8 protein-coding genes and 1 tRNA gene are annotated in these 13,336 nt (G+C 53.5%); 5 read left to right on the forward strand and 4 right to left on the reverse strand.

Annotated elements, in window-relative coordinates; all coding sequences use genetic code 11:
- Nucleotides 1-185: 185 nt before the first annotated feature.
- Entirely contained in the window at nt 186-2,306 is a 2,121-nt protein-coding gene (locus B5D49_RS07150; protein ID WP_078716997.1) for a putative bifunctional diguanylate cyclase/phosphodiesterase, read from the forward strand.
- Nucleotides 2,307-2,350: 44 nt separating this feature from the next.
- Here the strand turns inward: B5D49_RS07150 and B5D49_RS07155 are convergent, their stop codons facing one another.
- Complete coding sequence (locus B5D49_RS07155) at nt 2,351-4,582, reverse strand: CHASE2 domain-containing protein (RefSeq protein WP_144019246.1); 2,232 nt, start codon at nt 4,580-4,582, stop codon at nt 2,351-2,353.
- A gap of 181 nt (nt 4,583-4,763) precedes the next feature.
- Here B5D49_RS07155 and B5D49_RS07160 point away from each other — a divergent pair, with 181 nt between their 5' ends.
- Both B5D49_RS07160 and B5D49_RS07165 read left to right on the forward strand, forming a co-directional pair.
- A complete protein-coding gene (locus B5D49_RS07160; protein ID WP_078716998.1) occupies nt 4,764-6,011 on the forward strand; it encodes an HD domain-containing phosphohydrolase in 1,248 nt (415 codons plus the stop codon).
- The gene (locus tag B5D49_RS07165) at nt 6,008-7,072 is read left to right on the forward strand and encodes an FUSC family protein (RefSeq protein ID WP_078716999.1); all 1,065 of its coding nucleotides are present in this window, start codon (nt 6,008-6,010) and stop codon (nt 7,070-7,072) included. The genes B5D49_RS07160 and B5D49_RS07165 overlap by 4 nt, the downstream gene beginning before the upstream one ends.
- Before the next feature lie 18 nt (nt 7,073-7,090).
- Here the strand turns inward: B5D49_RS07165 and B5D49_RS07170 are convergent, their stop codons facing one another.
- On the reverse strand, nt 7,091-7,501 hold the full coding sequence (locus B5D49_RS07170; RefSeq protein ID WP_078717000.1) for a hypothetical protein: 411 nt from the start codon (nt 7,499-7,501) through the stop codon (nt 7,091-7,093).
- A 370-nt stretch (nt 7,502-7,871) separates the two neighbouring features.
- Between B5D49_RS07170 and ilvB the strand changes: the two genes are divergently transcribed.
- Together ilvB and ilvN are read left to right on the forward strand one after the other, a co-directional pair.
- A complete protein-coding gene (ilvB, locus tag B5D49_RS07175; RefSeq protein WP_078717001.1) occupies nt 7,872-9,566 on the forward strand; it encodes an acetolactate synthase large subunit in 1,695 nt (564 codons plus the stop codon).
- Nucleotides 9,553-9,867 carry an acetolactate synthase small subunit gene (gene ilvN / locus B5D49_RS07180; RefSeq protein ID WP_078717002.1) on the forward strand — a complete coding sequence of 105 codons (315 nt, stop codon included), beginning with the start codon at nt 9,553-9,555 and terminating at the stop codon, nt 9,865-9,867. Before ilvB ends, ilvN begins: the two co-directional genes overlap by 14 nt.
- Nucleotides 9,868-9,938: 71 nt before the next feature.
- Here the strand turns inward: ilvN and B5D49_RS07185 are convergent, their stop codons facing one another.
- The gene (locus B5D49_RS07185; protein ID WP_078717003.1) at nt 9,939-12,800 is read right to left on the reverse strand and encodes an EAL domain-containing protein; all 2,862 of its coding nucleotides are present in this window, start codon (nt 12,798-12,800) and stop codon (nt 9,939-9,941) included.
- Nucleotides 12,801-13,081: 281 nt separating this feature from the next.
- Nucleotides 13,082-13,157 (reverse strand) — tRNA-Thr (locus B5D49_RS07190).
- Nucleotides 13,158-13,336: the final 179 nt, after the last annotated feature.

Below are 13,336 nucleotides of genomic sequence, written 5' to 3' on the forward strand. Positions count from 1 at the left end.
TTGTGTAAAAGCAGACGCGAGGCCGGGTGGAGTCGGCTTCCTTGGCAACTAGTTTCATTGTCACCGGCTGTCAATGCGCAGGAAACGAAAATACATCTTCGGCCGCTTTGATGACTTCCACAAAGGTTTGTCCTGTGCTAGGTTCAACATGCAGAATGCTTGGCGATATGCGAAAGAGGAGCACAATGCCTTCGGAAGCTGGTGAGACGACGTACGACAAGGCCAAAATACTGATTGTTGACGATGACAGGGTCAACCTGAAGGTTCTTGAGGGAATGCTGCGTGGACTTGATGCAGAGATCCATCTTGCGCTTTCGGGTGAGGAAGCCCTTGAATTGGCGATGCAGCACCATTTTGTCCTTGTTCTGCTGGACGTTATGATGCCCGGAATTGACGGGTTTCAGACGGCGGAGCAGTTGCGCTCCCGAGGTGGGACCGAGGACATTCCAATTATCTTCGTTACCGCCATCAGTAAAGAGCAGCGGCACGTTTTTAAGGGGTACGAACTCGGTGCCGTTGATTATTTGTTCAAGCCCGTTGAGCCGGAAATTCTGCAAAGCAAGGTCCGGGTTTTTCTTGATCTATACGCTCAGCGCCAGGCGTTGCAGGCCTCGGAAGAGCGTTACCGGACGGTGGCTGACTACAATTACGACTGGGAAATTTGGTTTTCTCCCAACGATAAGATTCTTTACTGTAGCCCTTCCTGTGAGCGGATCAGCGGGTACACTGCAGACGAGATTATTGACGGAGAGGACATCTTCCGCCGGATTATTCTGGATGAGGATTACGATTCCTGGCGTCATTTCATGGCGGATGAAATGCGGGTGGACGGCGACTCCTTCGACTTCAGGATTTTTCGCAAAGATGGTCGGGAGCGCTGGATCAGCCTGGTTAAATTCGACGTGCGGAAGGATGATGGAAAATCCCTTGGGCTGCGGTGTTCTCTGCGGGATATTACCGACCGTAAAAAGATGGAGATTCAGCTCCGCCATCAAGCGTTGCATGACCCGTTGACAGCGCTTGCCAACCGTACGTTGCTTATGGACCGGGTGGCCCGGGCCATGGAACGCGCCAATCGACACGAAGACTTCCACTTTGCCCTGGTGTTTTTGGATCTGGATCGTTTCAAGGTAGTGAACGACAGCCTGGGGCATATTTTCGGGGATTCGCTTTTGGTCGAGGTCAGCAAGCGGCTCTGGGAATGTGTGCGAGGTATGGATACGGTGGCCCGCTTCGGAGGTGACGAATTTGTTTTGCTTCTTGAGGAGCTGGATGCTCCGAGAGAAGCGTTCACGGTGATCCGTCGTGTGCTGGATCAACTTCGTGAGCCGTTTCTTATCGAGGGACATCAGGTCCAGACGACGGTGAGCATCGGCGTGGTTCTCGGCGCCCAGGAGGATGACCGTCCAAGCGACTTGTTGCAGAAGGCCAACATTGCCATGTACCGGGCCAAAGAGTCCGGGCGGGATCGATTCGATATCTATAATGATCGAATGCTGCAGCGGGCCGTGGACCTTATGCACCTGGAAAACGATTTGCGGAAAGCGGTGCAGGAGCGGGAGTTTCGGGTCTACTATCAGCCGATTGTTTCGTTGGAACACGGTGGGCTGGCAGGCTTTGAGGCTTTGGTGCGCTGGGAGCACCCTGAGCGTGGTATCGTCAGTCCCGGAGAGTTTATCCCCTTGGCTGAAGAGACCGGATTGATCATTGATCTTGGACGACAGGTGCTGGAGGAGTCCACCCGGACTTTGGCCCGGTGGGGCAGGGAGCATGAGCAAGCCGAGAAATTGCAGCTTTCCGTGAACATTTCCGCCCGTCAATTCCGGAATAACGATTTGGTGCAAGACGTCATCACCGCGTTGCAAAAGTCCGGCCTGCAGCCTGGGCGTCTTAAGCTGGAGATCACGGAATCCACGGTCATGGATAACGTGGAAACTTCGCTGCTGCGTCTGCAACGGCTTAAGGAAGAGGGGATCCGTATCTCCATGGACGACTTTGGTACCGGTTATTCGTCCATGAGTTATCTGCAAAAATTTCCTTTGGATCAGCTGAAGGTCGATTTGAGTTTTGTTCGCCGCATTCTTGACTCTACTGAAAATGCGGAAATCGTCCGGGCCATCATCACATTGGCGCATAGTTTGCGCATGGCCGTAGTGGCGGAGGGCATTGAATTGGAAGAACAGGCCGACCTGCTGCATTCCCTGCATTGCGAATTAGGACAGGGGTATTTGTACTCTCCGCCTGTGCCAGCCAAGCAGGCCGAAGAGCTGTTGCTTAAGGGAATTCCAGCGGCTCGGCCGAGGTAGATCTTGAACCGGTCACCATTGGGAATTTATTTGTCTTTTGGTTTTTATTTTGTGGCGTGCGTGTATACGCCATCCCAATTCCTTGGGCAGGCCGTTTCAAGTTCCGCACAGCGTTTGTGCAATATTTTATAGAGCCGCGAATCCGGGTGGTCGCGTTGTAAAAGTGCGAAGGCTTCTTGTGCCTCAGCGAATCGACCATTGCAGTAATATTGTTTTGCCTGGGCATATCGGTTCAGCTCAGTTTCCCTTTTGACCCTGTCCTCTTGAGAAATCGGCGCATATATAGTCAAAGGATTCTCCCGGCCCTTGACCCGTACTCTGTCTATTTCCCAGAATGCCGCATAATTTTCGCAGGCTTTTGCCACCTCTTCACTGACGAGCAGGGGCAGTCCGTAATATTTGGTCAGCCCCTCCAGACGGGAGGCAAGGTTTACGTTGTCCCCGATAAGGGTATAGTCAAACAAATCCGCCGACCCCATGTTTCCTACACGGACGATTCCACTGTGTAGGCCAATACCTATTTCAAGCCGCAGTCCAAAGTTCTGTTCGAACTGCTGGTTGAGTTTTCCAAGAATTTGTAATTGCGTCAGCGCGGCATCCAGTGCCTTTTGAGGGTGCAACGGGACGTTCAACGGAGCGTTCCAAAAAGCCATAACCGCATCTCCGATAAATTTGTCCAACGTGCCATCTCGTTCTGTAATGATTCTGGTCATTGGGGTGAGATATTCTCTGAGCAGTTCACTCACCTGTGAAGGGGGGAGTTGTTCGGAAAGTGAGGTAAAGTTCCGAATATCGGAAAAAAGGATCGTAACTTCCCTTTCTTCGCCGTCCAGAGTCAGCGTGTTTGGATTCTTGACGATCCGTTGGATGACTGCGGGGGCAAGATAGTGGGAGAAGGCTCCTTCGATGAACTGTTTTTGGCGCTCTTCGCGCCAGAATTTGACGATGGTCATGGCTGTAAAGGTCAGCACCAGGCAGAGAAGCGGATAGAACGGTGAAACAAAATAATGATACTCGGCAAACAAATGGTCGGCACCATACCAGATGCCTACACCCAGCCCCAGCAAGGGAGGCAGTAGCCACGCTGCTCGCGCCTTGGCAAGGAGAACCACGGTCAGAAGTCCGCAACCCAGTAACGCCAACATTTCCAGACCGGGAGCCCATGGTGGAATACGAATGAAATCCTGGCTGAGGATGTTGTCTACAATGGTGGCATGCGTTTCCACTCCGGGAAAGTTCTGACTGAAGGGAGTTGTACGAATGTCTTTGAGACCGGCTGCGGACGTGCCGACAAAAACGATTTTGTTATTCACGGCCTGGAACGCTTCGGGAGAGCCGCGCAGGATCGCTTCTGCGCTGACATACGGATAGGTATTTTCCGGGCCTCGGTAATTAACGAGAAAATTAGCGGAAGTGCCGAGGGGGATATTGGTTCCTGCTACGGCAAGGCTTTCTGTGCCGCGTTCTGAATAGTTCAGTATGACGGTTTGCGTGTCCGAAGCCTGGAGCAACGTCGCCAAAGCCAGGCTGGGATAGGCCTTGCCATTGAATCGAACCAATAGAGGAACACGCCGAACAGTGCCGTCCGGGTCGGTGCGCGTCGTGAAATATCCCGAAGCCGGAGCAGCTCGGGCAAGTATGGCCAATGGCGGGGTGATCTCCCGGGCCGTGGGCAACAGTTTTTCTGGAGCCATGACGAGTTGCGGTGTCAGGCTTCGAGTTACCAGCCCCACAGAGGGAACGGAGGATACTGTCTGTGTGGCTTGGGCCGGGGCGTCAAATCGAAATGCATAGCCAAGTACATAGGGACCGGTAGCAAGCGTCTGCGCCAGGAGTTGATCATTGTCGCGCAAGATGTCGGGAACTCCCTGAATGGACGGCGTCTCTTCCAGGTACGGGCCGAAAGACGTTTCCAGGTCGCTTAGGATGCGCTGGGGAGAGGTGCGGTCCGGTTCGGCAAAGAGGATATCCAACCCAACAACAACGGCTCCGGCCTGGTTCAGCCGGTCCACAAGCCGGGCAATGCGATGCCGCGGCCATGGCCATTGGCCCAGGCGCCGGAGGCTGTCCTCATCGATATCAACTATGGCCAGCGCAGGGTGCGGCGTATTGGCGGCATTGGTGCGCAGCAAGTGGTCATATATTCGTAGGTCGATCAGTGAGAGCGTTCGAGGGTGTCGAACGTACAACGCGGCCACAAGCAGCACGGATACAAGACCTACCAAGGGGACAATGAACCGTAAACGTGGGTTTTTGACCATTCGCTGATACGCCATCCGTTTTGCCTTGCTGGGGTGTGAAGCGCGAAGCCCTCATTCGAAGGCGAACAAAATTATGCCATCAATGGGCAAGAAGTCCAGGTAACTATAGCGGACTGTTTTCTCTTTTGACAATGTGTTCAACCGAGGCTATCCAACCTTGCCTTTTTGCGGGATACAATTGTGTAGGGAGATAAGAATGGCACCTCTGCAGAATGTGGCGTTGGTGGATTTTATCCATTGTCTGTCACGAACCATGGATTTGGTGAGTAAGGCCGTAGTGGACCACCATGTCCGTGTGGGCTACTTCGCGTTTCGGCTCGCTACGGACGCCGGGTTTTCCAGTGGAGTTTGTCGTGATCTTTTGGTGGCAGGGCTGCTCCATGATGCCGGGGCGTTGTCCTTGACCAGCCGTTTGGACGCATTGCAGTTTGAGCATGACGGAACAGTCCATGCCGAGGCCGGATACCGGCTCCTTCGGCCGTATCCGCGACTGCGCCGTCCCGCGGAGTATGTCCGGCTGCACCATACCTCCTATCTGGATATGCGGGAAATGAGTGAAGTCCTTCCTGGAGCCGGTATTTTGCAGCTGGCCGATAGGGTTGATGCCCTTATCGACAGGGGGGGACCCTTGCATATGCAGATACAGAGTATTCGTGAGCGTATCCGGCTCCAGGCAGGGCGACTTCTTGACCCTGAGCACGTGGATTTGTTTTTATCCTATGCTCCGGAACATACTTTTTGGACGGAAGCAGAGCGACCTCAGGAGCGCTTGCGTTCCATGGCCTCTTCACAGCTCCCGCCGGAGATGTTGGAGCCTCCCGAGGTTTTGGAGCTTTCATTGCTTTTTTCTCAGATTATTGATTTTCGGAGCCGTTTTACCTCGACTCATTCCAGCGGCGTGGCGGAATGCGCTACCGTTCTGGCCCGTATGATCGGATTTGATGATCAACGTTTGCGGCTCATGCGGGTTGCCGGTAATCTGCATGATTTGGGCAAACTCGCTGTTCCCAGGGAAATATTGGATAAACCTGGGCTGTTGGATGAACGGGAATGGCAGATTATGCGTGATCACGCCATGTATACGGAGCAGGTCTTGGCAGATTTGCCCGGCATGGAGCGCATTGCCCGATGGGCCGGGGATCATCATGAACGTTTGGATGGTCGGGGCTACCCCTCCGGCCTGGGGAGTGACGAGTTGTCTTTGGGCAGCCGCATCGTGGCGGTGGCCGATGTATTCACCGCCCTGAGCGAAGATCGGCCGTACCGTGCTGGAATGCAACAGTCCGATGTCTTGAATGTCATGCGCGATATGGCGGGAACCGCCCTGGACGGGGATGTGGTTGCGCTTTTGGATCGAAACCATGAAGAAATCAATGGGCTGCGAAGAGCGGCTCAACAACGTGCGGCTCGGCTGTTTTCCGGGTTTGACTCCGAGGTTCTATGAGTTTTTCTTTTCGTCGTTATCTGCCCACCAAACAAATGATGCGGCATGCCTTCAAGACTGCGTTGGCCGCCTACATTTCTCTATTGGTGTCGGATTGGGTCGGTCTTGAGTATGGATACTGGGCGGCCATCTCCGCCGTCATCGTCATGCAGGCCGACCTTGGCGGCTCCATTCGTATGGGGCTGTGGCGGCTCATGGGGACATTTGTCGGAGCGCTGATAGGTATTTTATGTCTGACCATTTATCCAGCATCGGCACTGCTTTTGTCCGTGGGTGTATTTGTGGTCATCCTGATTTGTTCCAGTGTGCCGGCCCTGCGAGCCAGCTTTCGGATCGGCGGAATCACCGTGGCCATCGTTGTTTTGGGGTCACCAGCTGAAGTGACGCCGTTTTTTGTCGGCATGGAGCGTTTTTTGGAAATTGCAGTGGGAGTCTTTGCTGCGGTTTTTGTATCCGGGCTGCTGTGGCCCTCCCATGCGGCCGGGTTACTCCGTACCGAGCTGTCCATTCAGCTGTTGGAAGCGGCCTCTTTATATCGAAGTGCTCTGGAGCACCTCTTGTCCGGTGCGCCGGCTGTGGAAAGAAAGCGTTTGGATAAGCTCCTGGAAATGACACGCGCCAATAGGGAGTTGTTGGATAAAGCCCGTAAGGAGTCCGCCCCATTCAGTGGAAAGCGGGTGCAGGTGCTGCATCGTTTTGTCGATACGTTGGAGCGGCTGACCGGACATGCGCGGGCTTTGGACCGACTCGCCCGTTCGCTCCCACGCATGGGATATCACCAGGAAGTTCGGGAGGATTTGCTGGTGGTTGTGGAGGCTTTGGAAGGCAATCTTCGGCATATGGCCGGAGAATTGAGCAAGCGTCCTGAGGCTGTCGTCCCAAAAGAAATTCGACCCTATATCCACCGGGTGGAAGAACATTTACTGGAACTGCGCAATAGCGGCGTACCCAAAGGGTATCCTTTGGATGCCGTAGCGAATCTCTATTCCTTATTTGAGCATCTCAAGGCGCTTGCCCGGGAGGTGGCTGCCTTGCGTGAAGCGTTGGTCCGCGGTCAGTAAGCAGGGAAAGTCCTTCGATCAGGGCGCACCAAAGGTGGGCGTCCAGACTTCCCAACCCAGCTCTTTGGGGGACTCGCTGAAAACCCAACTTCCGGCGAGGTTGTCTATGTTGATTTTGAGGACGGTTAGTCCATTCCCATCCGTACCGTTGAATTGCAGAGCCAACACCCCCTTGTCCGGATCCAGCAATCCCACGCCTGTATATCTTTGGCCGTCGATATCTGCTTCAAAGAGATAGGTAGCGCCAATGCTCCAGATGCGGCCTGTTCCGGCATAGTCCGGCGGGCCGTCCGGGGGGATGGTGTTCCAGCCTTCCACAACATAGTTGCCTTCAAGGGACGTTCCATTACCTGCGTCCGCCGCCACAAGGCAGGGAAGCAGGACCGACAAGAGAAGACCGGCCGTAAAAAGAATGATTCTTCCATTCATGGATTGAACATATCAATCCGTGACAATACCGTCTACCCAAAGGGAGATGTGTTTCCATGTTTCAACAAAATTTCCTTTTTTTAATAAAAACAGCGCAAGCGTATTGACATGTATTCGTGATTGGGAATACCGTGTCTCAAACATCAAAGGTGGTTTTTGCATGAATCGCGTCAGACTATCCGCTTCGGCTCTCTTCTCCGCCCTCGTAGGCGTAGTAGTAAGCGTAGTAGTTATCGACGCGTCGTAGCGGGACCGCTCATTTTTTGCACCATCCTCCCTGCCGACGCTGGTCGGCGGGGTTTTTTATTAGAAAAATCCAAAATGGTTACCGCCGGCAAGCGCTTTCAGGGACAACCCGAGGAGGCGAGACATGTTTCGCATGACCGGCGCAGAAATTCTTATCCGCCTGCTGGAACGGCAGGGCATCCAAACTATTCCCGGCATCCCTGGAGGGGCGAACCTGCCCCTGTACGACGCACTGTCGCGTAGTCCTGTTATTCGTCATGTCTTGGCTCGCCACGAACAAGGGGCAGGCTTTATGGCGCAAGGCATGGCCCGTGTCACAGGGAAACCGCAGGTCTTTTTTGCGACCTCCGGCCCCGGAGCTACCAATACGCTCACGGCGTTAGCAGATGCCAAGCTTGATTCCGTTCCCGTGATATGCATCACCGGACAGGTGCCCAGCGCCATGATCGGCACGGATGCATTTCAGGAAGTGGATATCTACGGCATGAGCATTCCTGCGACAAAGCACAATTTTTTGGTTCGATCCGTGGAAGAACTGCTCCAGGTCATCCCGGAGGCGTTTCGAATTGCCGCTTCCGGGCGGCCCGGTCCCGTGCTGGTGGATATTCCCAAGGATGTTCAAACCGGGGAACTGGATATGACTTCCTGGCCTGAGCCGGGCTTGCCGGATGCCCCGCAGGCTGTGGAATCGGAGCACGTGAATCGGGCCGCGGCCATGATCAATGAGGCCAAGCGTCCGATTTTGTATCTCGGTGGCGGTGTTATCCAGTCCGGAGCGGCTCCTTTGGCAAAGAATCTGGCGGAGCTTGCGGGAATTCCGACCGTGATGACCCTTATGGGGCTTGGTGCCATGCCGTCGGATCATCCGCTTTCGTTGGGTATGCTGGGGATGCACGCGGCTCCATGCGCCAACCTTGCTTTAGAGGAATGCGACTTACTCATTGCTGCAGGGGTCCGGTTTGACGACAGGGCGACAGGAAAGGTGGAACAGTTTTGCCCAGGGGCCAAGATCATCCATATGGACATAGACCCTGCCGAATTGGGGAAAATTCGTCCCGCGCATCAAGCGATGGTTGGTGATGTTGGGCAGGCGTTCCAATCGTTGATTCCGCATATTCGCGCTGGAAAGCCTGGTCAATGGCTGGAGCGGGTTCATGAGTTGAAAACGGAGCACTCCATGTATCTGGAGGATGCGGAAAATGTGCTCTCCGGATATGGAATCGTCCTTGAAACGGCTCGGGCCGTGGGACGCGGCGCCGTAGTGGTTACAGATGTGGGCCAGCACCAGATGCGCACAGCCCAGGCATACCCGCTCGACACTCCTCGGCGTTGGCTTACGTCTGGCGGGCTTGGTACTATGGGGTTTGGATTGCCCGCAGCCATAGGTGCAGCGTTGGCTCGTCCCGATCTTCCGGTGGTCTGTTTTAGCGGAGACGGCAGCCTGCTTATGAATCTCCAGGAAATGGCCACAGCCGTGGAGCAGGGGACCAATGTGAAACTCGTGTTGACGAACAACAATGCATTGGGCCTGGTCCGCCAGCAGCAGGAATTGTTTTACAGCGGGAATTTGTTTGCCTCGGGATATGAGTATTCCGTGGACTTTATGCAGATTGCTCGGGGATTCGGCTGGAATACCGTCAATCTTGATGACAGTGCCGATCCGGCGGAGGATTTGCGGGAGGCTCTTGCCCGCACCGGTCCCGGATTGATCCATCTGACCGTGAATCCCGGGCAGAATGTGTTTCCCATGGTTCCCCCTGGAGCCGCCAATAAGGAAATGATTGAAGCTGATAAGGAGGAGAGTCATGTCTGCGCCTGATAGGAAGACAGCGGCACGAAATCGATGCTCCGCAGTTTTGGAATTGGATGTTCGAAATCATCCGGGTGTGATGACGCATATTTGTGGATTGTTTGCTCGTAGAGCCTACAACGTGGAAGGAATCGCCTGCGTACCCCTGGGGGACGGAACGACAAGCCGGGCCTGGCTGTTGGTCAACGAGGACGAGCGGTTGGAACAGGTGGTCAAGCAGGTGGAAAAATTACAGGACGTGATGGAGGTCCGACGACATGATGGGGGACACGGGGTTTTTGAAAACCTGCAACCCTTTCTTGTTTCCTGATCACACGTCCTGATACTGCGGTGTGCCCCCGTCCGAAGGCGTTTGGACGGGGGCTTTGTTTTGTGGAAAGGTCAGGTGGTGGCACCGTCCTGCTCAAGATATTGCCTCAACGCCTCAAACGGTAAGGGCTTACTGAAAAGATATCCCTGAATTTCATCACAATGCAGCGCATTGAGAAAGTCCAACTGTCCTTGTGTCTCCACGCCTTCTGCCACCAAGCGTAATCCAAAATTTTTGGCCAGCAGAATAATGGTTTCTACGAGTTTTGCGTCGCTGGGATCGTCTTCCACGTCTTGCACAAAAGACCGATCCACCTTGAGCACGTCGATGGGCAGCCGTTTGAGATAGTAGAGGGAGGAATACCCGGTGCCGAAGTCGTCGATGGCCAGACGGATGCCGCGTCGCGACAGGCGATGCAGGTTACCAAGGGAGGTTTCCAGGTGTTTCATGATCAGGGTTTCCGTGATTTCGAACTCCAGTCGATTGGCGGGAAATCCTGTTTTGCGAAGCACCGCGTCCACGCTTTCCACGAGGTCAGGCTGTTGAAATTGTTTGGGAGAGAGGTTTACGGACAAATAGAGGTCTTGCCCCGCTTGGTGTAGCGTCTGGATTTGGTTCAAGGACTTTTCCAGCACCACTAATCCTAGTGGGATGATCAGACCTGTTTCTTCGGCAATAGGAATGAATTCGCCGGGGGAAACCATGCCGCCATCCGGCAGTTCCCAGCGGGCCAACGCTTCCACGCCCGTTGTGTTGCCGTCCGGGAGAGCCACGCGGGGTTGAAAGTGGACAGTAATGCGATCCTGGTCAAGGGCGGTGCGGAGATCCGCTTCCATTTGAATTCGTTTGGTAACGAGGGCGTTCAGCTCTCTGGTGTAGCGATGGTATCTGTTTTTACCGGAGTCTTTGGCCTGATACATGGCCAGATCCGCATTTTTAATCAACTCTCCCGGGGTGGTACCATCCTGGGGATACAATGTGATCCCCATGCTTGCGGTGGCGTAAAATTGTCTGCCCATCAGTCGGAAGGGAGCCTCAAGGCAACCCATAATCCGTTCTGCGAGCGTCAGTGGGGTGTTTTCTTTTACCAACTCCTCGGCAATGACAACAAATTCATCTCCTCCCAGGCGTGCCAATGTGTCGGTTTTGCGGACAACAGCTTGGATTCTTTCAACGAATTCCAGCAGCATGGCATCTCCCAGGGCGTGCCCTACGCTGTCGTTGACATTTTTGAAGTTGTCCAGATCCAGGTAGAGTATGGCAAGCTCTTCTTGACGGCTTTTGGCCCGATTGATGGCCTGCTCCAGGTGCTGTAGCAGCAGGGTGCGGTTGGGCAAGCTGGTGAGCGGATCATGATAGGCCAGAAAGCGAATTTGTTTTTCATGATCCTTTATGGCTGAAATATCATGAAATACCGCTACATAGTGTGTTGTTTTTCCGGACTCGTCAAGGATGCCGCTGATGCTCAACCATTCTGGGTAGGTGCCGCCGTCTTTTTTGCGGTTCCATATTTCTCCGGCCCAGGAGCCTTTTGACTGAAGCGATTGCCACAACTGCGCGAAAAATTCGTCGGAATGTTTTTCCGAGCGGAGAAGACTCGAGGGTTGGCCGAGGATATCCTCTTCTGTGTATCCTGTAATGGCGGTAAAGGCGGGATTGATCGCCACAATGGTTCCGTCTGGTGTTGTCAGCGAGATGCCTTCCATGGCGCTTTCGAAGATTCGCTTGTAGATTTGCAGCTCTTTTTCGGCCTGTTCACGCTCCTCGGCTTCTTTCGCCAGTGCTTGGGTCGCTTCTTCAATATTCCGCATGAAGCCGTTGAAGTGCTTTGCGAGTGAGCCGAACTCATCAGTGCTTTCCCATTGTACTCGTGCCATTTGCCCTTGGTCTGGATTGCAGGAGGTCAATGCCTGGGTGAGCTGTTCCAGGGGCAGGGTGATATTTCTGCTGATGATAAGGACCAAAGGCAGCGTGAGTAGGAGCACAAGACACAGGCTGATCAAGATGAGGTTGCGCATCTTGGTCAAGGGGGCGTAAAATTCATCAAGATATCCGGAACTGCAAACAATCCAGCCATATTCAGGGATACGGTTGAAGAAGACGACCTTTTCCCGGGATAGAATTTCATCCGGGTTACGCCATTGGTATGTCAGCCGGCCGCTGGTTTGTTCGGAAAGTGCTTCCAGGAGGCGAAGGCCTTCCGCGTGATCTACTTCAAAGAGATTCCCCTTGAGGAATGGGTGGATAATGACTTCGCCGCTGTCGCTGACAATGTAGGAATACCCAGATTTGCCCAACTGGATGGATTCGATGCGTTTTCTAAAATCTTCAACGGAAATGAGGCTGGAAAATTCGTTTTTGTAGGCCGTAACGGAAACGATCCAATCCCAGGGTTCAAAATACGCCATGTACATGACCTTTGCCCTGGCTTGCCGTTCTCCAGGGTTCTTCCATTCATACGCGAGGAAGCCTTGTTTGCGTTGCATCTGATCGCGAACAAACGCGGATTCCGATACGTCTTTTCCCTGTACGGATGGATGGGGATGCATGGTCACTGTCCCCTGAGAATTTACACAATAGATGTAGCCTGTATCCGCCACGGGCTGGCTACGAAGAATTTTCCGGGCTTCCTCCTGAGCTTTTGCTTGATCCAGGCCTTGATGAATAACACCGGAATGAAGCTTGCTGAGTATTTCGACATTGGTTTCCGCCAATGCTCGAAGGTAGTTCTTGATGGATACGTCGGCAGCTGTTTCCACCATGTTGGTGATCATTTGGGTGGTGCCTTGCAGCTCGGTTTCGATCTCTGCAAGTACGTTGGATCGAATGTTGCCGTACAACACGCCCAGGCCAACAGAGAACGCCAAAAGGATGGTGGCGGAGATAAGGCCGAGTTTGGCCCTGACGGAAAGGCGTCTCAGAATGTCGGTCATGCCGTTCAGATGACACGTGGTCGTGTTGAAGGTTGAGGCCAATGGTTCACAGAAATGACAACGTCCCAAAGATTACATCACTTTTCGGTAGGGTACAATGTTCGAAGCGCGAAAAATGGGACTCTTATGGGGAATGAACATCTTCTTTGGGTGGAGGCGAGGACGAAAGAGACATGGTTCCTTTTTATAATGTATTGTTATATTTTATTATTTGCATTTGTCTTCATGGCGTGGAGCCATAAAAAAAGCGGATCGTAGGAATACGATCCGTTTTTATTTGCTGGAGCCTTCAAGCAGATTTGAACTGCTGACCTCGTCCTTACCAAGGACGCGCTCTACCTCCTGAGCTATGAAGGCGTTTTCTTTCGTCCCAACTCAATGGGCAGGTCGCGTTTCTATATTTGCTTAGGATTGTTGTCAATATAAAAAGGGTAGCAGACTATTTTGAAAACTACCGCTTACGCGTCAAGGTGCTGTGCGGGTAAGTGGACATGCTCGGAACAGTTCGCTTTCGTGACTGCCCCCGTTTTTGGTGT

It is taken from the genome of Paucidesulfovibrio gracilis DSM 16080 (assembly GCF_900167125.1).
In the GTDB taxonomy this organism is placed as follows: Bacteria; Desulfobacterota; Desulfovibrionia; order Desulfovibrionales; family Desulfovibrionaceae; genus Paucidesulfovibrio; species Paucidesulfovibrio gracilis.